This window comes from Roseburia sp. AF42-8 (genome assembly GCF_003435965.1).
GTDB classification, from domain to species: domain Bacteria; phylum Bacillota; class Clostridia; order Lachnospirales; family Lachnospiraceae; genus Roseburia_C; species Roseburia_C amylophila.
Window position 1 is genome coordinate 1 of sequence record NZ_QTVB01000032.1, and the last position, 21102, is coordinate 21102.

23 protein-coding genes and 3 pseudogenes are annotated in these 21102 nt (G+C 42.4%); 1 reads left to right on the top strand and 25 read right to left on the bottom strand.

Translation table 11 applies throughout. The features are described from left to right. From DW059_RS11660 to DW059_RS11710, 12 genes and pseudogenes are all read right to left on the bottom strand, one after another. A pseudogene (locus tag DW059_RS11660) lies at nucleotides 1-241 on the bottom strand (hypothetical protein); the annotation flags it as partial. 156 nt (nucleotides 242-397) lie between these two features. Beyond that, complete coding sequence (locus tag DW059_RS11665; RefSeq protein WP_242986232.1) at nucleotides 398-781, bottom strand: hypothetical protein; 384 nt, start codon at nucleotides 779-781, stop codon at nucleotides 398-400. After that, complete coding sequence (locus tag DW059_RS11670; RefSeq protein WP_117698920.1) at nucleotides 741-1388, bottom strand: hypothetical protein; 648 nt, start codon at nucleotides 1386-1388, stop codon at nucleotides 741-743. Before DW059_RS11670 ends, DW059_RS11665 begins: the two co-directional genes overlap by 41 nt. A 120-nt stretch (nucleotides 1389-1508) precedes the next feature. Then, nucleotides 1509-1886, bottom strand: coding sequence for a hypothetical protein (locus DW059_RS11675; protein ID WP_117698921.1), 378 nt, complete (start codon nucleotides 1884-1886; stop codon nucleotides 1509-1511). A gap of 66 nt (nucleotides 1887-1952) precedes the next feature. Continuing rightward, entirely contained in the window at nucleotides 1953-2780 is an 828-nt protein-coding gene (locus DW059_RS11680; protein ID WP_117698922.1) for a hypothetical protein, read from the bottom strand. Nucleotides 2781-2796: 16 nt separating this feature from the next. Continuing rightward, the gene (locus DW059_RS15950; protein ID WP_154267374.1) at nucleotides 2797-2955 is read right to left on the bottom strand and encodes a hypothetical protein; all 159 of its coding nucleotides are present in this window, start codon (nucleotides 2953-2955) and stop codon (nucleotides 2797-2799) included. A gap of 85 nt (nucleotides 2956-3040) precedes the next feature. After that, on the bottom strand, nucleotides 3041-3187 hold the full coding sequence (locus DW059_RS17660; protein ID WP_155177830.1) for an AgrD family cyclic lactone autoinducer peptide: 147 nt from the start codon (nucleotides 3185-3187) through the stop codon (nucleotides 3041-3043). A gap of 17 nt (nucleotides 3188-3204) precedes the next feature. After that, nucleotides 3205-3753, bottom strand: a complete 549-nt coding sequence (locus DW059_RS11690) for a hypothetical protein (RefSeq protein ID WP_117698923.1) — start codon at nucleotides 3751-3753, stop codon at nucleotides 3205-3207. Between the two features lie 45 nt (nucleotides 3754-3798). Further along, complete coding sequence (locus tag DW059_RS11695; RefSeq protein ID WP_117698924.1) at nucleotides 3799-4572, bottom strand: hypothetical protein; 774 nt, start codon at nucleotides 4570-4572, stop codon at nucleotides 3799-3801. 95 nt (nucleotides 4573-4667) lie between these two features. Then, entirely contained in the window at nucleotides 4668-5924 is a 1257-nt protein-coding gene (locus DW059_RS11700) for a sensor histidine kinase (RefSeq protein WP_117485421.1), read from the bottom strand. A 1-nt stretch (nucleotide 5925) separates the two neighbouring features. Continuing rightward, on the bottom strand, nucleotides 5926-6633 hold the full coding sequence (locus DW059_RS11705) for a LytR/AlgR family response regulator transcription factor (RefSeq protein WP_242986234.1): 708 nt from the start codon (nucleotides 6631-6633) through the stop codon (nucleotides 5926-5928). Nucleotides 6634-7027: 394 nt separating this feature from the next. Continuing rightward, a complete protein-coding gene (locus tag DW059_RS11710; RefSeq protein WP_069432379.1) occupies nucleotides 7028-7546 on the bottom strand; it encodes a nitroreductase family protein in 519 nt (172 codons plus the stop codon). A 161-nt stretch (nucleotides 7547-7707) separates the two neighbouring features. Here DW059_RS11710 and DW059_RS11715 point away from each other — a divergent pair. Then, nucleotides 7708-7947: pseudogene (locus tag DW059_RS11715) on the top strand (winged helix-turn-helix transcriptional regulator); the annotation flags it as partial. A 21-nt stretch (nucleotides 7948-7968) separates the two neighbouring features. Here the strand turns inward: DW059_RS11715 and DW059_RS17665 are convergent. The 13 genes and pseudogenes from DW059_RS17665 to DW059_RS11780 all read right to left on the bottom strand — a co-directional run bounded on the left by DW059_RS17665 (nucleotide 7969) and on the right by DW059_RS11780 (nucleotide 21022). After that, nucleotides 7969-8211 carry a transposon-encoded TnpW family protein gene (locus DW059_RS17665; RefSeq protein ID WP_005928600.1) on the bottom strand — a complete coding sequence of 81 codons (243 nt, stop codon included), beginning with the start codon at nucleotides 8209-8211 and terminating at the stop codon, nucleotides 7969-7971. Nucleotides 8212-8291: 80 nt separating this feature from the next. Then, a pseudogene (locus tag DW059_RS11725) lies at nucleotides 8292-10168 on the bottom strand (AAA family ATPase). A gap of 16 nt (nucleotides 10169-10184) precedes the next feature. Next, a complete protein-coding gene (gene mobQ / locus DW059_RS11730; RefSeq protein ID WP_117465448.1) occupies nucleotides 10185-11699 on the bottom strand; it encodes a MobQ family relaxase in 1515 nt (504 codons plus the stop codon). Nucleotides 11700-11930: 231 nt separating this feature from the next. Next, nucleotides 11931-12227 carry a DUF3847 domain-containing protein gene (locus DW059_RS11735; protein WP_117465423.1) on the bottom strand — a complete coding sequence of 99 codons (297 nt, stop codon included), beginning with the start codon at nucleotides 12225-12227 and terminating at the stop codon, nucleotides 11931-11933. 82 nt (nucleotides 12228-12309) lie between these two features. Next, a complete protein-coding gene (locus tag DW059_RS16525; protein WP_227194785.1) occupies nucleotides 12310-13140 on the bottom strand; it encodes a hypothetical protein in 831 nt (276 codons plus the stop codon). 105 nt (nucleotides 13141-13245) lie between these two features. Then, entirely contained in the window at nucleotides 13246-13542 is a 297-nt protein-coding gene (locus tag DW059_RS11745) for a hypothetical protein (RefSeq protein ID WP_117465424.1), read from the bottom strand. 170 nt (nucleotides 13543-13712) lie between these two features. Beyond that, nucleotides 13713-14039, bottom strand: a complete 327-nt coding sequence (locus DW059_RS11750; RefSeq protein WP_117465425.1) for a TnpV protein — start codon at nucleotides 14037-14039, stop codon at nucleotides 13713-13715. After that, nucleotides 14036-15619: a DUF4368 domain-containing protein gene (locus tag DW059_RS11755; RefSeq protein ID WP_242986236.1), complete on the bottom strand. Its 1584-nt coding sequence runs from the start codon at nucleotides 15617-15619 to the stop codon at nucleotides 14036-14038. Before DW059_RS11755 ends, DW059_RS11750 begins: the two co-directional genes overlap by 4 nt. A gap of 617 nt (nucleotides 15620-16236) precedes the next feature. Continuing rightward, a complete protein-coding gene (locus DW059_RS11760; RefSeq protein WP_226855232.1) occupies nucleotides 16237-16452 on the bottom strand; it encodes a hypothetical protein in 216 nt (71 codons plus the stop codon). Nucleotides 16453-16613: 161 nt separating this feature from the next. Beyond that, nucleotides 16614-18005 carry a tyrosine-type recombinase/integrase gene (locus DW059_RS11765; RefSeq protein ID WP_178089247.1) on the bottom strand — a complete coding sequence of 464 codons (1392 nt, stop codon included), beginning with the start codon at nucleotides 18003-18005 and terminating at the stop codon, nucleotides 16614-16616. 1 nt (nucleotide 18006) lies between these two features. Continuing rightward, nucleotides 18007-18996, bottom strand: coding sequence for a helix-turn-helix domain-containing protein (locus tag DW059_RS11770; protein ID WP_117529026.1), 990 nt, complete (start codon nucleotides 18994-18996; stop codon nucleotides 18007-18009). Nucleotides 18997-19115: 119 nt separating this feature from the next. Continuing rightward, complete coding sequence (locus tag DW059_RS11775) at nucleotides 19116-19292, bottom strand: helix-turn-helix domain-containing protein (protein WP_003864535.1); 177 nt, start codon at nucleotides 19290-19292, stop codon at nucleotides 19116-19118. 476 nt (nucleotides 19293-19768) lie between these two features. Beyond that, nucleotides 19769-21022: an ATP-binding protein gene (locus DW059_RS11780; protein ID WP_117606939.1), complete on the bottom strand. Its 1254-nt coding sequence runs from the start codon at nucleotides 21020-21022 to the stop codon at nucleotides 19769-19771. Between the last annotated feature and the right edge of the window lie 80 nt (nucleotides 21023-21102).

The window sequence follows — 21102 nt, forward strand, 5'->3', positions numbered from 1 at the left end:
CACCTTTCGCTAACACCACTGGATTTTCATCCGTCGAATCATCCGCATATTTAAGGCAATAAGAAAGACCTGTACCATTACCTCCTGTCCACAACATATTATCTGTTGTAAATATCTGATATACCTTTGGTGTTTCTGCCGTATAAAATGTCTTTTCCCCAGATGCAGGAGTTTTCATTTGATTACCTTTTTGTTGACCGTACAATGAAGATACGGTATTCAGACCAGAACCAATGTGCATACTTCTATTCCTCCAATCAGTTTATCTGAATTGTACCGTCTGCTATAACAAACTGTACATTTAACTCAGACATAATATCTTTGTGCTGTGTCCGATTATATGCTAAAATTTCCCGGATATCGCTTGCGTAAATGTCCCTCCTATTTACCATTGCATCTACCCATTTATCACATTCATTCCTTTTGAAATGCTTTCAACTTTCACCGAATCCTCAAATGTGACTGTCATCTGTGTATCGTAAGTTTTCCATTCAAACTGCGACCAGCTTACACCGTTACCGGTATGATCATAAGCCTTGATTGCATCGTTATATTGCTTTTTTTGTTTTTCTGAATATTCCGGCACATTTTCAGTATTATTTATTTCCAACAACATTCTTAAACTATCTGGCACTCCATCTAACGCTTTTCTCCACGCTTCACTCTGTTGCTTTGCAACCGCCATCTCATACTGCATAACATAATCCTGATATGCCTTTTCTCTCGCGGCACTTGCTTCTTTATCTACCTTTAACAACTGCCGTTTGGTATCTTGCTTCATAAGCATTAGACGCTTTTGACAACAGCCTTTCATTGTTCCACGACCGTAATAATCGGCTTCTTTCCTGTTCCTGCTTTGCAATCTTTTCATTCAACATTTCCTGCTGCTGTTTTTTAACCTGCGCCCGTTTTTCCAGATATTCTTCCAAAAGCTCTTTTTGTCTATCTTTCTTGTTGCTTGTCTTTTTATAAAAACTGTTTTGTGAACGAGCAAAAAATTCCGATTGATTATTAACACCAGACCATGAATCGCCCCTATAATCTTTAGCAGTAGCTCCTACAGTGAGCACCATAGAAGCTTCCAACGGTGCAAAGGACGAAGTTAAGTCACGTTTAAGTGCTGATAATATCTTTTGCCTGTACTCCGGATCATCTTTCATATTCTTAAATGCTTCCTCTGATATGTTGATAGCCACATTGGTTATAGTTCTATTTCTGGGTATCTTATCAATTTCAGCATAAAATTCCTTTTTGAAAATCGCCATTTCTTCCGCTTCTGATAATTCCTTTGTATTGCCCGTTTCTCCCGTGCTGTTTACGCTCTTTGTACTTTTCGTTGTTGCAACATTGTTCTGATAATAGCTCTGTCCTATTCCACTAATAGCCATTTTTAATCCTCCTTTATCAGCACTTTTTCATGCCTTTATATCAAATAGGCGTTTGCGAAACGCCAAAAGCCGCATAAATACGGCATTTTTTGTTGTTAAAATAAAATATCTCCTCAAGATTTATGGTAAAATAGAGTTGCGAGAAACTATCAACCAATCCTGATATGCCTTTTCTCTCGCAGCACTTGCTTCTTTGTCTGTCTTTAACAACTGCTGCTTGATATCTTCCGTCAATTCCACCTCTTTACCATTGACCGTAACATATCCTCTTGCAACTGCCCTGCTGACCATTGCAGAATCAGAGAAATGCACAATATAAGAATTTTCTTTATCTCCTTTTGTGATACCCAATACATCCTTTCCAGATGTTGCTGTGATTTTTTCTTGTTCGCATACCTTTTTACTTTCTGCATTCTGTTGGCTATAATGCGGATATTTACTATATAAATTTTTCTGTCGGTCATAGATGGAATCAATCTGTTTATTTAAAATGTTCATAGTCCACTGCCCTCCCTTGCTTTTTCCTTATTATTTCAATATTTCTCAAACATTTTAATACCCGCATTAAACAATAAAACCAATTTTTTCAAACAGAAATTCACAATATTTATGCATATCCTGATTTCCGCTTCTTAAAACAGAAGAAAACAAAGACTTTATATCTATATTTCCTCCCGTTCTTTCATATTGCTCCAGATAAAGTGAACGGAACTCTAAATAAGAATCTTGAATATAGTCACATGCCTGATTTATATCAAAGGCATCAAACGATTCATCCAATTTTGTATTCTGAAATTTCTGCTTATTTTCTGCATTTTGCTTTTGACTTTTGGCAACCATTTTGTCCCATTTTATCAGTTCCTCAAAACCTTTATTTAGCTTTTCCAATTCTTCATCCATTAACAACAGACGTCTTTTCCCACTCTCTGGATTATCGCATACATACACTTCTCTTGTTCCATTCCTATATCCTTCTACAATTTTTTGATACATAGTAGAATAGGCATATGCAGCTCCCATTCCAATATCATCGAAACCATACCCATTTTTACTTTCACGGATACTTTTTAAATATTTAGCATTTTCATCCCATAATTCTCGAAGATAATCATTTGACCAAACAGTTTTAGGCACCGTTTCTCTGATATAATTTGCGTAACTAGCGTCTAAGGCAAAACTATCATGTATATATGTGTTTTCCTGATTTTCCCCATCGACTTCATCTGAATGTTCTATCTTCCGGCATACGTCCTTGCCGGATGTTACGGTCATTTTTTCTTGCGATTCATTTGCCTTATGCTTTTTATGAGAAAACCCTATAGTTTTCATATGATCGCCTTTTTGATGACCGTACAATGAAGATACGGTATTCTGACCAAAACCGATGTGCATACTTCTATTCCTCCAATCAGTTTATCTGAATTGTACCGTCTACTATCACAAACTGTACGTTTAACTCAGACATAATATCTTTGTGCTGTGTCCGGTTATATGCTAAAATTTCCCAGATATCGCTTGCGTAATCCTGATAGGTCAGATTCCCGCCCGGATTTAACTGAATTTTCAACGCCTAATCCCATATTAACTCCTTTTGTTTTGCCATTACGATAATCACAACCGCAACACTCCACAAAATATTTCATTATTCTGACCTAGTTTTCCCTTTTCTTCGGTCTTTTCGGCTGGTGATAAATCGCTGAACACTCTGCCGTCCTGCCAAGAACTGTTTTTTCCACTTCATTCCGGGCAATTCTCTCCACTACCTTCAATACCTTGTTTGTAATCTTTTCTTTCTTCAAAATTATAGAAATTGATACTATGCATATATATCAAAACCTACCTTATTTTTAGTTGTCGCTTCTATAGCAATCATATTTTCTGTTTTTTTATCTTCTTTTTCTTTATCCTCTTTCATTCTCTCCAGCCATTTGTCAATTTCTGAATCCGTACCAGTCTCTCCAAAAATGCCACAGGTTGTCATTTCGGTTCCATTATTCGTAAACTTAAACTCCACTGATATCAGTTTACTACCATGACTTATTGCCGCCTTCTGTGCATTTCGTATAACATCTGGCATAATTGCTAAATTTTCCTCAAGCCATTTCGCAGTTTTTTCATCTCCACATGCCTTTTGCATTACACTTCTGTCAATCAATACAGAAGCATTTTTGCATGGAGTCAAACATTTATACTTGTTAGTCAAATACTTTGAATAGTCTGATACATTTTTAAACTTATTGGCTGAATTCATAGTGTATCCTGCATAATAATTCTTTTCACTATTCTTTGATGGCTTTACATTTTCATTTTTTACATTTCCGTATGTGTATGTATTGGCATACGATGATACTCCATTAATTCCCATACTGCATCTCTCCTTTCTATTTAGCCTTGATTTTTTATTTGCAGGCTATTGGGTTTTGTTCGATACGCTTACTGCCATTGTAAAATTTGCCTCATAAGAAGCTACTGCCTGACTTATTGTGACAGTCTTAGCAGACGAACTACTCTCAGCCACCAATCGAGTTCTGGCATCCTGAGCTGATAACCTTTTATTTTGCACATATTCTTCATAAGCTGTTCTTTCCGCTTGTTTTTTCTGAATCCGCTTTTTTTTCTGTTGTTGCTTTACTTGATTTTCTATTCTATTTTTATTTTCTATTCTGCGCTCCCAAAAACTATTTTTTGACTTATCATTAAAAATCTTCCCACCATTCCCATTGTTATAACCAGCACTCCACATCTCAGCATGACATTCTTCTTTTGATGCTCCATAATATATTGTAGAAAACGCTCCTCCGCATATACCGGACCATTTATCTGGTTGTGACCAACCCACTTGCAAATCATTTAATACCCATGCTTCATACTCTGGATCATTCTTCATTGCTTCAAAACCCGCCTCTGAAATTGTAACAGATATTGACTCGCCTGCTCTTGTGGGGTGCATTGGAATTTGAGATATTTTATTGTAAATGTACTGCTTGTATTCCACCATCGTCATATCTTTAGCAGACACAGAACCTATTTTTGAATTGCCCACTATACTTCCACTAGCTTCGCTCTTTTCTCTTACACTATCCGCAAACCTTGTATCTTCCTTCTCCTGATCTTTAGCCGCATTTTTCTGTTGGTACTGATTGTAAGCCCGTGTCATATAGTTCACATTAATTGTATTACTCATAGTAACCTCCTTTGCTTTCTTTATCGGATAAAATAACCTGTTCTCCTAGTCCCATATCATCAAACGACCATATTACGCACACAAAGACCATCTCTTTACAAGATAACCACAGCCTTAAATTCATTTTCATCGCAGGAAAGCACCATATCACCGCCATATTTATCCACAACTGCTTTTACATTTAACAGCCCAATGCCGTGATGATCCCCTCTTTTGCTCTTTATCGTGTCATTTTCAATTTCCACCTTTTCTGTCACCGGATTTCTCACCGCAAATATCAGTTTATGATCTTCGCACTCTAATTTCAGATGAATGACCGCTTTTCCGGTATTTTTCAGTACCTTTTCACTCTCCCGGATTGCATTATCCAATAAATTAGAGAGCAGAATCACAATCTCTTCCTCCTCCAGACAGATCTCCTGCAAATCCCCTACTTTTAGGATCACTGCTATGTGTTTTTCCTGCATACTGCGGTATTTCTGGTTTAAAATAGCATTCACCACCGGATGGTTCGTGTTGATTGCCGACATCTCGACAGCTATGCTCTCTGTCAGCTTCTGCGTAAAGGAAAGTGCCTCATCTGTGTGTCCATTCTTTATCAATGTCTGGATCGTGGAAAGCTGATTTTTATAATCGTGCATTTTTCTTCGCTGACGCTCATAGATTTCTTCCCGATCCTGATAATCTGCAATACGATTTTTCTGATTTTGTTCCGTAAGTACCGCAATTTTTATTCTCTCTTCTTTTTCAATGGTATTCTGCATGAACTCCATAAGGATAAGGTTAATCACAACCAGTCCCACCGAAAGAAATAAAAATACATTCTGCATATCATCGTTTTCTGAATAAAACATAAGAATGAAACCGACCACCGTAAATACAGGAACACAGAAAAACTGTAACCATTCTTTTCCTGTAATCAGACCGTAGCTTTTTCTTGTCTTGCTAAATCTTCTGATAAACAACATCAGAATGATAAAAGCCGTCTTTGATATCAGTGCCTGTAAAAACCATTTTTCTTGGATTGAACCTCCTCTTCCCAGCAAAACAGTCACATAATCAATCAATACAAGCATTGTATAGTTGATGATTGAAAATAAAAAACTCTGCCGGAAGGAGACCTCATAATAAGCCAGATTTAGTAAAGACATAACCAGTATAATCAGGATACATTTTAACATTCCGATCCATATCCCTGTGACTGCTGCCAGATAAAGCACTCCGCAATAAACAAAAAATCTGTATCTGTTCCTATATCCGCCATCTCTTTTTTCCATAAAAGTATCAAAAAAGTATAGCGTTCCTTTTACTTCCAGCATTTCCGCAATAAATACCAATACCCAGAATGTCATATTATTCTTCTCCTTTATACAGCATATATTCCCTCTTCACCTGTGCATATCGTGCCTTGGGAACCGGAATCTTTTTTCCCGTGGTAAGTGTCATCACATATCCGCTGATCTTTGTAATGTACCTCATATTTACAAGAAAACTTAAATGCGCCCGCACAAATCCCATATTCTTTAATTCGTTTTCCAGTTCATCCAGTTTTTTATAAATCTGAAACGTACCTTTTTCAGTATAAAATACATTTTTGTGAAGTTCTGTTTCTATATAAATGATGTCATCTGCATAAAGTTTTATCGTTCCCTCCACAAAACGAAATTCGAGAATTCTACGGTTTTTATTAATTTCTGCTATCAAATCATCCATACATTCTTCTATGGTGTCTGCAAGGTTATCTTTCAGCAGAAATCGGCTTGCTTTCACCTTATATCCATCCAGTGCGTAATTCATGTATGCCGTCACCAGCACAACTGGAAGTTTTGGATATTTTTCTTTAATCCTCATAGCTGTTTTCAGCCCATCCATCCCCTGCATATTGATGTCCAGAAATAATAGCTGACACGCTTCCAAAGCCGATTGTTCTTCGCATAACTGTTCTCCAGAATCATATTCTGTAATAGCAAACTCATAATTCTTTTTTTCACCATAGTCTGACAGCAAATCTGACAGATTTTTTCTGTCATCTATCCTGTCATCACAAATAATAATGTTCATATTTTTCATTCCTGTCTTTAATTGCTCTCATGCCTATAAACCATACAAGTCTCACCTAGCACTCTTTATTATATCAAACAAATCTTTCACTCGATCATTCTCTGCATCAAATGACTATTTTCCGCATAGAACGACTATCTCCTATAGAAACGCAGAAGCACTGTATCTCAAACTCTTTGAAATACAATGCTTCCCTGCATTTTCTATATCGTCATGTTGATATTATTACTTTACTATCCTGCACACTCTCTGGGAGTGACTGTATCTATCAAAAAAGAAGCCAGCAGTTTATTCACGCACTACTGACTTCCTATATTATTCATTTTATTTACTTCGCTGCGTCTCAGCCAAGTTTTCCATCTTTAAACACAATCTCTTTTATTTCTTAATATGCTTAAAAAGTTTCGTAACAAACAAGGCTTTCAAGCGCTTTTCTATCCTTTGAATGTCTGTCTGGTGATGCCTTTTCTGTGTCAGCATATCCCACCGCAATAATTGCTATTGGTTCAAGGTTACTTGGAATATTAAACTCATTTCTGATAATCTCAGGATCAAAATATGTAAGCCAACAAGAACTAAGTCCTAAATCCTCTGCTTCTAATACTATATGATCCGCAACTATTGTTGCATCAACACTTACCATATCCTTTTTATCAAACGGACGCACAAAAACATCTGAATGATCCCCACATACAATGATAGCCAACGGGGCGCCATGATAATTTACTCCTTTAGACAATTTTTCTTTTGCTTCTTGGCTACTAATTACTAACAGTCTCTGCGACTGAGCATTTGCTGCTGTTGGAGCAATTCTAGCAGCCTCCAGAATTTTGTCCAATTTTTCCTTTTCAATCTCATCAGTTTTATACTTTCTTACAGAACATCTCTGTTTTGCTAAAGATAAAAACTCCATAAAAATATTCCTCACTTTCATTTTTAATACATTTTTGTTGTGCCTGCTCAACAAGTACGCTATAATGCTATCACAGTATTTCTTTTTTACAAGTACGCACTTTTAAGTGCCATACTACCCAAAATGATACTATGGATTCAAATTTCAGGAGGTCGTATATAATGAAACCATGTCAATCTTTCCAATGTCCAGTAGAAGCAACCCTTCAGCTTATAGGTGGTAAATATAAGTCACTTATCCTATGGCATCTCATTGGAAAAACACTTAGATTTAATGAATTAGGAAAGCTCATTAAATCTGCAACTCCCAAAATGCTTACCCAGCAACTTAGAGAATTAGAAAATGACGGATTAATCAACAGGGTCGTTTATCCTGTAGTTCCTCCCAAAACCGAATACTCTGATACGTTTTGTCAAGGGTGTTTAAGAACTTTTTTCGCTGTCATTCAAAATCAGACGCTTGATTTTGTCGCTCATGGTTTCTTTGCTCGTTTCACTGAAATGGATTTTGACGCGGTAGGTGGTCTTTCCGATTTTCTTTATCATTACAGGTGGCGCGGCTTCCTTTACGGTCAGAGGGGAAGCGGTTGCGGGGGTGCTGCGGTTGCTGGTGTCGTTGTTCATAGGCTCTCCTTTCCATGAGAAAAGCCCCATGCGGTCATACATGGGGCGGTGGTTTTGAGGTTGAAGTGGCGAAGTGGCAAAGTGGCAAGGTATCTGGGTTTTGCCACTTGGATTTTGCCGTTTCACTTTTTAAGAGCGTGATACCATGCCGCGCCAATGCGCTTTGAGGTAATGCGCCCGTCAAGGTTTCTCTTTGCCGCCCGGACGGTACGGGCGGATATGCCCGCTTCTGTAGCGGCTTTCTCTATGTCCTCGCTGGCAAGCTCTTTCCCGTCTGCCAGTAAATCCAGTATCAGCCGTTCCGCCTGTTCGGTTTTGGTGGCGGTGTTGCCGCCCGCGCCGGACAGCAGCTCGTCGGCGGTGATGTCGTATTCGCCTATCCATGAAAAGCCCGTTTCCGGGTCAAGGCAAAAGGCAACGGGCTTGCCCTCCGGCGCAAGGGAAGATTTGTCATGGACGATAACGCGCACATTCGGTTCTCGCTTCACGCGCCCGATCAGCAGGACGCTCCTTGCTGCGGCGCGGAAGTCGATAGAACCTAAGCCCCGGTATGCGCTCTGCCCTCCGGCAGCTTTGTTGAGATGTCCGATAAGGATAACGGCGCACCCGGTACGCTCGGCAACATCGGCAAGGCGGCGGAACATGGGGCGCACTTCGTTTGCCCGGTTCATGTCGGTTTTTTCGCCCATGTACGCCTGTATGGGGTCAAGGATAATCAGCCGCGCCCCGTTCTGCGTGATTGCCTTTTCTATGCGCTCATCGGACAGGGTAAGCTCCCGCTTGGCTTCATCAATCACAAGCACCCGGTCAAGGTCTGCGGCGGCTTCTATCAAGCGTGGCTTGACGGTATCGCCCAGCCCGTCCTCGGCGGTCTGGTAAATTACTTGGAATGGCGGCAAGGGCTTCATTCCCGGCAGCGTTCCCCCGGTGGTGCAGGCGGCGGCAAGGCGTAGGGCAAAAGTGGTCTTGCCCTCGCCGGGATTGCCCTGCACAATGGTTACTTTCCCAAAGGAATATACGGCTCCCATAGCCATTCAACGGTCTGTGTGTCAACCTCGCTCATGCGGATAATCTCAACGGTTTCTTCCTGCGGCGGCTCTTTCAAGCCGTAGATTGCTTCCCGCAAATACTTCCCGTCTGTGATTTCTGCCCGGTGCTGCAATACCTCGTTCCAGTCCTTGAAAAGAGGGATAAGCCGATGGACGGTCAAGCCCTCCGGCACAAGCTCCGCAAAGCGGCTGCAAGCGTCGCTTCCGGCTTGGTCGCTGTCAAGGCAGAGAAAAACGGTCTTGATGTTCGGACGGTCAGAGAGAAAGCGCAACAGGGCTTTTTCTCCCACGCCGCCCAACGCCAGATAGCTTTGCTTCTGCCAGTCCTTTTTGAACAGGCAGAGGAAAGATAAGAGGTCTATCGGGGCTTCAAAGACAAACAACCTTTCGCCCTCGCCACGGTAGCAGAAGTTAAAGGCTTTGTCGCTGCCTTTCACATCAAGCCGAAAACTCCCGGCTGTGCCGCGCTGATGGGCGTATCGCGGTATGCCGCTTTCATCTCTGCCGACGAATACGGCGTTATGGTGGGCGGCTTCCTCGTAAATATCCCCGGTGGAAAAGAAAAAGCCCGTCACATCTTCATCAATGCGGCGGGCTGCTGTGAGGTAGTTCCTCGCTATGCGGTTGTCGGTGCTGCGGGGTGGTAGCCGGAAGTCGGATAGGGGCGCGGGGCTTGGTCTGTCCAGCGGCGGGGCGGCTCCTTTTTCGCCTGTCAGCAGTTCAACGGCTTCGGTGAAGCTCTTGCCGAAAAACTCCATGACAAAATCAATGGGTGCACCGCCCTTGCTCTGGCTGTGCCTGTACCATTTGTTTCCCCGGACGGTCAGGCTGTCGTGCCGCTTCCAGCGGTATTCCTGTCCGGCGCGGGTAAGCTGCTCGCCCTGTGATTGCAGGAAAGAAACAAGGTCGGCTTGGTTGGCGCGGTCTATCTGTTCTTGGGTGTAATACATAAAAGTTCAACTCCTTTCAGCGGTCTATATCATGCCGTTTGGTGCGGCTCTGCGTCTGCTCCGCTTGGTCGGCGCGGAGTGCAATATCCACGCATTTGCGGATTTTTTGAAGCTCTGAAACATTGGTGCGGGTATCTTTCAGTTTGGTATAATCGCTGTCCCTCTGTGTTTTGAGGTCAGCATATTCCTGTTCCCATTCCGCAATAGGCAAGGTCTTTGTTCCTTTCTGCAGATTTGCATGGAGATAGCGACTTGCTGCGTTCCATAGGGTCAGCTCGGCGCGGTGGGCTTCCTCGTACTTGTCGCGCTTGTTTGTCCAGCCGTTTTGCAGCTTTTTCAGTTCATCGTGAATGGGCTTGTACTCTGTGTAGTTCTTCCCGTATTCAATTAGCTTTTGTAGCTTCTTCATGCGTTCCTCGGCGGTTTTCATTCCTGCCCGGATTGAATAGGCTCTATCACTGACAGAGGAAAGGGAAGCGTCAAGCTCATCAAGATTAGAGATACCATGCTCGGAGAGATAGTTGACCGCTGCCGCTATGGTTTTCAGTTCATCGGCTGTGTGCTGTTGTTGCCAACGCTGCGAATACTTCCGGCTCTTTTCTCTCTGAACGCTCAAATACTTCATCAACAGATTTGCAAGGTTGGGAGATTGCGGCGGCGGCTTCGGGGCGGTTTCCCACACTTTGAACAGGTCGGCAATCCATTCTTTGAGCTTGCTAACCTGCGCCCGGATTTCCCGTATAAGGCGGTTTGCTTTTTGGATATTTCGGTTCAGTTCGCCTTTCTCGGTGGCTACACCTTTCTTCTCCATTTGACAGGCGGCTACGCCCATATGGACGGTCGGTATTTCGTCAATGCCGCGCTCGGCGTTGCTGCGGTGGTCGATACGCTCCGGGCTTCCGTTTCTCTCCAAAAAGTCGTTGGTATAGTCAGCCCATGCCTTGCGCCACAAGAGGGTGTTGTCCTTGTCGTTCCAGCCTGTAAGGTCAATTTTGTGCGTCTTGTATCTGCCACTTGGCAAGCGGATACGCTCGCCGTTTTCGTCAAGGTCATATTCCTTTTTGGATTTCGCCGCCCATGCTCCGCGCTCGTCAAGGGGGCGCATGGTAAGCATAATATGACAATGGGGGTTGCCGCTGTTGGTGTCGTGGATAACAAAATCCACACACATTCCTCTGGAAACAAATTGAGAGGAACAGTATTCCCGGACAAGCCGGATCTGTTCCTCTCTGGATAATTCTATGGGGAGTGCTGCGTCAATCTCACGCGCAAGCTGGGCGTTCCCGGCTTTCTCGTAAAGCTCCACGCTGTTCCACAAGGTTGAACGGTCAGCGAATGAGGGCGGTGCGTGGGGCGGCAACATGATTTCTGTATGGACAACGCCGCCTTTGCGAGTGTAGTCATGAGTCATTCCGTCCCATTCGTTTGTCAGCTTTTCGCCGCTTCGGTAGGCGGCTGCGGCAACGGCTGATTTGCCTTTTCCTCGGCTCACAATGCCGATGTTCCAATGGTAAATGGCTATGGGTATCACCTCCCGGATAGGATAATAAAACCCGCAAAAATGGTACAGACGCCAACGGCGGGTGTACTGTTTTTGTGGGTGTGCAGGGATAGCCGCGAAGCGGCGCAAGGGGTGCAGCCCCTTGTTGCGGCAAAGCCGCCATATCGGAGCGCGGGGAAATCTCCCTGTGCGAAGATAAGCCCTCGGCAGAGCGCACACGCCCGTAAGGGTGTATAAGTGCGCCCTTAGTTCCTAAGGGATTTATTCGGCGTTCCTGCTTTCGGCTCGTTTTTTCAGATATTCCCGCGCTGGTTCACTCGTCAAGGCAAGCCTAAGAAGTGCTGCGGCTTCCTCGTCGGTCATGTTCTTTGCTTCCGGCACAATGCTTTCAAAGACCGCGCCCCGGACAATAAGGCGGTGGCTGCGTGTTCTGCGTTCCTCTTTGGATAGCTTCTGACGCAGCATCTTTTCCCGATTTTCAAACTGCCGGATTTTCTTCTTCCCGTCCTCAATCTCGGCAGTCAATTCCTCGCGGGTTTTCTCTCTTGGCTTTGTCATGGGTGGTCGCTCCTTTCTGCCTGTCGGCATAGAAAAAGGACAGTCGATTTTCTCGGCTGCCCTTGTGGGTGGCTATTCAATTTTAGTCTGCTGTTTTCAAATATATAAAATAGCTTGCTGTTCCGCCATAGCCATTTTCAGTATTCCATTCAGCTGTTACTTCATAAATATATCCGCCCAGTTTAAGAGTGAGTACGTTTCCAACAATAGTTACATCTTCGCTGTTTGTAGCAGGCTCTCCCCAATGTTCGTCACTCCAGCACTGCACACTTAAAATTGTATCTGGGTCTTCTGTAAATCTTAATGTAGCTGTTGTTTCTGTTGTTTCAAATGGCGGGGACAACAGATCCTTGCACTCTAACGGGTGTGGGCTATCAGCTATTGTGCTTTCAGCAGTTCCGTCAATATTTGTTTTTTGCCACGAATAAGTTCCTAATACTGCACCGATAGCGGTTTCGTCACTCACAACGCTTAATGTGGGCGGTTCTTCCAAAATTATATTGGCAGTCCCAGAGTTTAGTAATTCATTTGCATAGCTGTTGAGTGCTTCACATGGCTCATATTTTGTCTTATAACCGATACCGTCAATGACAATAAATGGGTTATACGCCATAATATCTGTTTGTGTACCGTCTACCATAGTCAAGGTAAAAACAACGCCTTGTCCATCATACTCTGTGTAAGAATTATCCTCATTATAGACAACAACATCATTCAAATATTCAACTAATTCTTGGATATTTTCAATCTCAATCGTTTTGTCTGGCGGTGTTAATAACACTTTAGCGGAAACAATCTGCGCTGCGTCCAAATCCTTATACGGTTTTTTCCCCTGTTGTGAAAAAAATACGATTACCGCGATACCTACTAAAATGATACAAGCTATTGCAATCATCAATCTCTTTTTTCTCATGGAACAAGCCTCCTGTTCTTCTCTGTTACTTGTATAGACGAAAAAATTGAAAGGAAGTTTCACTATCTATAAATATCATAGCACATGGTTATGAATAAATCCACCTCATTTCAGCCTGTCAGTGGCCTTGTTTTCTCTGGCAGACCGCCGCGCAGCTTCCCGCCGTTCCTCGTTGTATGGGGCGGTCAGACGGAAAGAGAAGCGCCCCTTTGCAATCTCAAACTCCATGCAGCCCGTTTCGGGGTCTGCGTCGGTCTGGCGGCACTGGTCGGGGTACTGTCCGGAGTAGGCGGCAAGCCGCTTCTTTAAGTCGGTGTTGTGGGTGCGGATATGGATAATCGGGTTTTTCTCGTCAAACCAAATATCGGTGGTCTTTTCCTGCTTCGTAAGCCCTGTTCTCATAAACTCTCCTTTCTGCGCCCCTGTTACGCAATAGGGGCATTTTTCGGGTGTTTTTCCCGGCTCTTGACTTGGGGAAAATGAGGATTTTCAAATAGAAACCGCCCCGATGAACCATTCCTCGTCCGGGCAGCTCCTATCGCGTGATTTCCGTTTTTTCCGGCTCTTGACCGTCAAACATAGACTAGCTCAAACTTGGCAATTTCCTCCGCTTGCGCCCTGCAAGCGTTCATCAGTCCCACCCATTTCATGGGGTCGGTAGCTTTGAGTGCTTCGGTAGCTCCCGCGCTCCTTGCAAGCTGCGGCATGATAAGGTCAATCCGGCTCCGGGCGGCTTCGTCAATCTCGGCGCAATGCTCATGCAGCTTCTCATTTGCGACAAGGGCGGTGTAGAGGTCGGGGCGGTACTGTTCAAGGTAGGCTTTCCGCAACCGCCCGTAATGCCCGATATACGGGCGCGGGGCGGCGGGGGTGTTGCCATTGTCAATGAGTATTCTCATGCTATGCGTTCTCCTTTCTCGGTGGAAGCAGCAGGTAATTCAAGAGCTTCCTGCTGTTCTTTCTCCCGTTCCTGTTGCTCTTTCCATTGTCTGCGCTTCTTCTCCATATAGCGGCGGTTATACTCGGCTTTCTTCGCCCTGCGTCGTTCCTGTTCCGCTAATGCTGCCTTTTCTTCCTCTGTTAGTTCAATTTCTTTGCGCGGGATTTCTACCTTGCCGATAAAGTTAAAGAAAATCTCGACTTCCTGTGTACGGCTTGCGCCTTTGCCCTCGGCTTGATGAACAAGGATTTTTTCAACAAACTCATTTATCATTGCGGGGGTGAGTTCGGAAAAATCCGTATATTTTTTGACAAGGGCAAGAAACTTCTCGGCATTGACGGTTTCCCTGCTTATGCGGTCAAGCTCCTGCTGGTCTTGTGTGATACTATCGGTCAAGCCCTCTAACTCGGCTTCAAAATCATGCAACATTTGTTCAAAGAGCTTGTCTGAAAGCCGCCCATTTACATTGTCCTCGTAGAGCTTGCGAATTAAGCGGCTCAATTCGTCGGTGCGCTTTTCGCTGCGCTGTTTCCTCTGTCGGATAGCTTTAGCCGCTTTTGCCTGTCTGTCCTCGGAAGCGGAACAGACTTGCGCCATAAACTCGGCTTCGTTGTTCTGTGCATAGTCGCAAACTTCCTTTATCGCTTCAAGCAGTAATTCATTAACAACGGCAGTACGGATAAGGTGTGTGGTGCAATAATCATCAAAGTGTTGATTGCCTAAATCATAACGGGAACAGTTGTATTCGTCGCGGTCTGGACGTTTCTTTCCAGTTGGTCGCCCTGCCCAATCCCGCGCATTGCCAGCCTTGCCCCTGTGGTTATACATCTTCGCCCCGCAATCAGCACAGAACATCAAGCCTGTTAAGGGATTTGCTGTGCCTATGGTATCTGTCCTACGGATTGTCTTTCGCAAGGTCTGAACGCGCTCCCATGTTTCCTTGTCAATAATTGCTTCCTGCGTATTCTCAAAAATGACTAAATCCTCTTTTGGTGTCATTTTGGAGTGTTTGTCCTTGTAGCTCTCCTTATAAGTCCGAAAGTTTACCGTATGCCCGATATATTCCGGCTTGGATAGAATATCTGCAACTGTGCCGCCGCGCCATGTGTATGGCTCGTCGGGGTTGTAACTGGTTTTATGTTTGCCTAAACCGCGCTGTGCAAGGTAGTAGGACGGTCTTTCAACTTTTTCCGAAGCAAGAATACGAGCGATTTCATACGGGCCTTTTCCCTCTATCGCCATGCGGTAAATCCGGCGAACAACCTCAGCGGCTTCATCATCAACAATCCAATGGTTTTTGTCGTTAGGGTCTTTCTTGTACCCATAAATACCAATGGAATTAGTGTGTATGCCAGACATTCCCTTTGCCCGGAGAACGCTTTTGATTTTGCGGCTTGAGTCCCGAACATACCACTCATAGGCAATTTCCTTTCCCTGAACGCAAAAAAGCCCGTCCAGAATAGATTGTATTTCTCTAATCTGAACGGACTCTTCCGACAGGCCTGATATCACAGACAAGAATATCGTGTTTTGTTTCACTGCTTTTCCTAATTTTACAGCCCAAAGCTCATCCTACATTGTAGTTAATCCCTTTGTGTGACAAATCAGAAAATGTGAATCGGTGACAAGCATCCATTCCCGCTGACAAAATCAGTATTTTCAGTCCTGCTTCGCTGACAAATTTGTCACTGAAATTACAATTCTGCATGAAAAAAGCGGCAATGAAACTATCTTCATTACCGCTAAAAATGAGCGTCTCCTATAGGAATCGAACCTACAATAGAGTCTTAGGAGAGCTCCAACCTATTGTCACTCTCTGTCAATCTGAGGTAAGGTAAACCCAAGTAGGACACTATATAAAACTGTTTCCGATTCAATTCGAGTTATTCTGAATACCCCCTCTGTCAAGCTCTGTAAAGCTCTGAAAGTTAGCTGATTGTTTGCTCCAGCTAATAATCGGGGAATGCCTTGATATTACCATCGACATCTGTTATATGACCACCATGCTTCGTACGTTCGATCATGGTAAACAGTATTCAATTAAACTTTCCTATCATAAGTACAAGATATTTTCTTGTCTATAAATAATATAACGCATACGAGACGGTTTGTCCATGCGTTTTTGACTGGCAAATTTATAAGCTGCTTTCATATTTTTAAATACGGACATAACCAGTAGATGGACCTTCGATTCGGTTGGATGCTCCCGTACTCTGAATCAATGCAACTTCTAAGAGTGTTTTCAATTCATCTACATTGGCTTCGAGAAATAATTCCTGTTTGCCTTTATGTTCATGGATGCTGCTAACCATCTGAACAATTTCAGGTGTTAACAACTTCGCAGGACTTACAATAAAATCAAAGTCTCTCATAGGAATCTCCTTCATTTCAGATTTATCTCCATCATTCTATCATCAAATGATGGAGATAGAATATTCATATACACAATAAATATCCTCATTTCATCCATATATTATATCGTTTTATGAATCGTTTTTTCACTAAAATTACACTATTTTTTCACTATTTTTCATTACTTCATCGTTTTCGCCAGTGAATTGAGCAACGCCCGCATCTCTGGATTCGCCAATACTTTTGCCAGAAGTTCCGGATCGACTTCATCAGCAACAGGTGCATTATTATTTTCCTGCTGTACATGCATCTGTGGATCCAGATTCTTTTTCTCATAAAATGCTTCTTCAAAAAGCTCTGCATTTTTCCTTCGATCATCATCCAGGATATGAGAGTACACATCCGTAACCATATTGACCTGCGCATGGCCGGAATCACCCTGTACCGCCTTGATGTCTCCACCATTCAATTTCAGCTTATAAGTAACACTGCTATGACGGAAACTGTGAAATACAACCGGTGGAAGATTATAATCCTCGATCAGTTTCTTTAAAGGACCACGGATTGCTCCATCACCAAGAGGAAGACCAAAGGTACTTGCCATAACCAGGTTATAGTCCATATATTCATCACCAAGAATTTCTTTCATTTCATCTTGCTCAGCTTTCCAGTCTACCAGCATATTAGCGACACTCTTTGGTAAGAATATCTTACGCACACTGCTTTCTGTCTTTGGTGTTTTCAGAATACGGACCGTAGAATTCTTCTTATGATTTGTCGGGAATACCAACAACACATCTTTTCCATCCAATGCATTCAACGATTCTTTTCTTATACGCTGTGATTCTTTGTTGATGAAGACATATGCACGGTTTTCTTCAATTGCCTCAGGAGAAATATTTACACAATCCCAGGTAAGACCAAGCAGCTCACCAAGTCGTAAGGAACATGAAAAGGATAGATTTATTGCAAGCTTTAATCGCTCATCTTCACAGACACTGAGCGCATACATTAATGTATCGGCTGTCCAGATGTCTCTTTTTTGTGATTTATGTTTTGGTACAGTCGCATGGGTGCAAGGATTCTTCTCCATCAACTCCCATTTCACTGCCTGTTCAAAACAGTTTCTAAGCAGCTTATTAATATCCCTGACCGTACTGGAAGATACAAATTCATTTCGACTGGTTTTATTCAATGGATTGATAACTGCACGTCTCTTCAAAAGACTCTGATAATATCTTTCGATGAATCGGGTATTGATCTCTGAAAGTTTCGTATCACCAATAATTGGAAGAATATAGTTATTGATAAGAGAGACATTTCCTTCATATGTAGAAAGCGCCCAGTTTTCTTTTCCATAAAGTGCAACATACTCTGTAATAAGCTCATCCAGTGTTTTGCATTTACGAACGACAAATGATCCCATCTCTTTTTTATATTCAATTTCTTTTTTTCTTCTCTTTGCTTCGGCTTTCGTTTCATAGGTTTCCCATTTCTGTTTCCTCTCACCTTTTTCATTCGTATAAGAATAGATTACATTAAATTTTCCGTTTCGTTCTCTTATTGATGCCATATTATTGCATGCTCCTTTCCAAATCTCTTTGTTCCATCCAGTCCTCAAATTCATCCCGAAGGATCCTAACTCGACTGCCAACTTTTATTACTGTGAACTTTCCTTTATCCGCCCACTTGTTGATCATGCTTCTGCTGACCTTTGCCAGATAGGAAGCTTCATCAAAAGTAAGATACTTTATATTTCCATTGCTTCCTCGTATTCCGGTCTGTGATAATTTCTTCCGCCGGAAATTGGCCAGGGCAATATTTTGTTCCTGTGCAAGTTCTTCATAATCATTCGATGGATCCAGCTTATACCGATCCTGACCTTCCAGGAATTTTTGAAAACTCTCTTTTGTGATCCTTTTCTTTTCTGCAATCACAATGAATTCAAAAAAATGACTATACTTCGGATTATCAAGAATTGTATATACTGCGCTTCTGGTTGTTCCAAGTAGCTGTGCCATCTCAGGCATTGTAATTGTTGCATCTTCCAGAAGAGCGTCTTTTTCTCTGTCTTCCTTTGTTCGATACCGGGACTGGCTTTTATACCAGTTCTGAAAAGATTCTTTTGGTATTCGTTTCCAGTAATCGACAATAACAGCTTCCATTTGATTTTTCTTGAGTAAATCATAAACAAGATAATCATCAACGCCCAACAAATCCGCGACTTCCTTAACAGAATAGGACCAGGATTTCAATTCTTTCCCTGGCTCTTCTCCAGTAACTTTATGATATTTAATCTGATTGGCGTACCATTTTTCAAAGCTGGCAATATTGATTCGTATCTTTCCGGCAATCTCTTTAGATTCAAAAACATTTTTATGTACCAGCCAGTATCGATCTGTCTTTTTTAATCCCAGCAGCTTTCCCATTTCCGGCACGGTCATCCAGGTTCTCTTTTGTGTTGGACGCCGTTTGTAAGGACTTTCTTCTGAAATCTTCGAAATGATTTCTTCCACATCGTCCATTTCCGGAATTCCTTTTTGTTTCATAATTGCTGTTGCCATTTATTCTTCACTTCCTGTCTTTTTTAGTGTTAGTGTTTTTTCTTATATCATATCTCAAATCCAGATAAAAATTTAGGATGTCGATGTAGACAAAATCTGTCTGATCAACACCCTGTTTTTTACTGTTCCAAGTTATCAAGCCAGTCATCGAAACTCTTCTTGGAGATGCGATACTTTCCGCCATCCAACTGGATCCACCGGAATTCCTTTTTCTTCAAAAGGTTATAAATAGTAGGTCTGCTGACTCCTAAGATTTCCTGTAACTCTTGAACTGTATAACATCTTTTCTCTGACATTTCTTTATCCTCTTTTCTTTGAAATATGAAAGAAAAATTATCCCTTCATATAACGAAACGCTCAGAGCATGTTTTACAGTGGTCAAAAGCAAATTTTTTTACTTTTTTTCCTACGAGTCTTCTTGCGAGTTTTTTAATACCACTCGTAAGAAACTCGTAACATTAAATTTTTCAGTAAAGAAAAAGAGCATATGGAATTGAATCCATACACTCTATGATTACTGGAACTTTATTTCATTTTTAATTCAACAAACTTTTGTTTATCTCGTTCTTAAGTTCATCTTTATTCTCGTATGTTCTCACTATCGGAATCGTACTCTGTCTGTTCTACATAATCTGCGGAACAGTCTCGTTTATACGGATAAAAAAATAAACTGAGCCACGGCTGTTCCAACATGAAATCAGCCGTGGCCTTATTTATATCATTTCACTCTTTTTTGAAATAGAACAACACCACAGCAACAACTCAAATCGACTTAAAATTCCAGACTATTCGCATTCAGCAAGAAATACTTCATTCCCATGATGACAAAACCTTCATCATTTCTCCAAGGCTTTTTGCTGCCATTTACAATGACGATCTTCTTGAAAGAGTCCGGAATATTACGCAGAGAATTGAACTCCTGCGTCTGTTTTTCTTCCGAAGTCATGTCATATGCAACCTGGATATAGTATCTCTGGTTTCCTTGATTCACCACAAAGTCAACCTCCAACTGCTTGCGAACACGTTTGCCCTCTTTATCCTTATCGAAGATATCCACGACACCCACATCAACATTGTAGCCACGGATCAGCAGCTCGTTATAAACAATGTTCTCCATGATATGAGTAGGCTCCTGCTGTCTGAAATTCAGACGTGCATTTCTCAGTCCCAGATCAGTAAAGTAGTATTTCAGATTTGCACCGATATACTTTCTGCCTTTAATATCGTATCGGCTTGCCTTGGAAATCAAAAAGGCATCTGTCAAATGGTCGATATGCTTGGAGATGGTTTTATTAGCATAAGTCATCTGGCGCTCACTGGCAAAGGTATTGGCAATCTTCGAAGGGTTGGTCGGTGCGCCGATTGCAGATGCAAGCACATCAACCAGAATCCCAATCTCATCCACGTTCTGAATCTTATTTCTTTCAATAACATCCTTCAGATAGACATTTGCAAAGATGTTCTTCAGATAGTCCGCTTTCTGTTGTTCGCTCTGGAAACTTACGATCTGCGGCAATCCTCCGTAGATCATGTAGTCATCCCAGGCATCATCATAATCGCCGTCATAGACAGAATAAAACTCTGCAAAGGAGAGAGGGTAGATTCTAATCTCATCACCTCTGCCACGGAATTCGGTCACAATGTCGCTGGACAGGAACTTGGAATTACTTCCGGTGACATACACATCAATATTGCTCATGCGGAGCAGGCTGTTCAGCACTTCCTCAAATCGTGGCATGAACTGCACTTCATCCAAAAGGAGATAATACTTCCCGTCGTCTTTCATGGCATCCTTGATGTACTTGAAGCATACCTTGGGATCTCTTAATTCCTCGTTCTCAATACCATCCAATGCAATTTCAATAATATGATCAACATCAACGCCGTTCTCCAGTAAGTATCTCTTAAAGATGGTAAACAGCAAAAAGGATTTGCCACATCTACGAATGCCGGTAATCACCTTTATCATTCCATTATCTTTTCGCTCGATCAGCTGCTGTAGGTAAGCGTCTCTTTTAATCTCCATCGTTACACTCCCCATTTCCGTGCACCTACACACTTTTTAGTAATGAGATTCTATCACAGAACGACCTGAATTTCAATATG

Coding starts and splice junctions, on each gene's coding strand:
- DW059_RS11665 (WP_242986232.1), bottom strand. CDS start 781: ATGAAGCAAGATACCAAACGGCAGTTGTTAAAGGTAGATAAAGAAGCA.
- DW059_RS11670 (WP_117698920.1), bottom strand. CDS start 1,388: ATGGCTATTAGTGGAATAGGACAGAGCTATTATCAGAACAATGTTGCA.
- DW059_RS11675 (WP_117698921.1), bottom strand. CDS start 1,886: ATGAACATTTTAAATAAACAGATTGATTCCATCTATGACCGACAGAAA.
- DW059_RS11680 (WP_117698922.1), bottom strand. CDS start 2,780: ATGCACATCGGTTTTGGTCAGAATACCGTATCTTCATTGTACGGTCAT.
- DW059_RS11690 (WP_117698923.1), bottom strand. CDS start 3,753: ATGGGAATTAATGGAGTATCATCGTATGCCAATACATACACATACGGA.
- DW059_RS11695 (WP_117698924.1), bottom strand. CDS start 4,572: ATGAGTAATACAATTAATGTGAACTATATGACACGGGCTTACAATCAG.
- DW059_RS11700 (WP_117485421.1), bottom strand. CDS start 5,924: ATGACATTCTGGGTATTGGTATTTATTGCGGAAATGCTGGAAGTAAAA.
- DW059_RS11705 (WP_242986234.1), bottom strand. CDS start 6,633: ATGAACATTATTATTTGTGATGACAGGATAGATGACAGAAAAAATCTG.
- DW059_RS11710 (WP_069432379.1), bottom strand. CDS start 7,546: ATGGAGTTTTTATCTTTAGCAAAACAGAGATGTTCTGTAAGAAAGTAT.
- DW059_RS17665 (WP_005928600.1), bottom strand. CDS start 8,211: ATGTATGACCGCATGGGGCTTTTCTCATGGAAAGGAGAGCCTATGAAC.
- DW059_RS11735 (WP_117465423.1), bottom strand. CDS start 12,227: ATGACAAAGCCAAGAGAGAAAACCCGCGAGGAATTGACTGCCGAGATT.
- DW059_RS16525 (WP_227194785.1), bottom strand. CDS start 13,140: ATGAGAAAAAAGAGATTGATGATTGCAATAGCTTGTATCATTTTAGTA.
- DW059_RS11745 (WP_117465424.1), bottom strand. CDS start 13,542: ATGAGAACAGGGCTTACGAAGCAGGAAAAGACCACCGATATTTGGTTT.
- DW059_RS11750 (WP_117465425.1), bottom strand. CDS start 14,039: ATGAGAATACTCATTGACAATGGCAACACCCCCGCCGCCCCGCGCCCG.
- DW059_RS11760 (WP_226855232.1), bottom strand. CDS start 16,452: ATGAGAGACTTTGATTTTATTGTAAGTCCTGCGAAGTTGTTAACACCT.
- DW059_RS11765 (WP_178089247.1), bottom strand. CDS start 18,005: ATGGCATCAATAAGAGAACGAAACGGAAAATTTAATGTAATCTATTCT.
- DW059_RS11770 (WP_117529026.1), bottom strand. CDS start 18,996: ATGGCAACAGCAATTATGAAACAAAAAGGAATTCCGGAAATGGACGAT.
- DW059_RS11775 (WP_003864535.1), bottom strand. CDS start 19,292: ATGTCAGAGAAAAGATGTTATACAGTTCAAGAGTTACAGGAAATCTTA.
- DW059_RS11780 (WP_117606939.1), bottom strand. CDS start 21,022: ATGGAGATTAAAAGAGACGCTTACCTACAGCAGCTGATCGAGCGAAAA.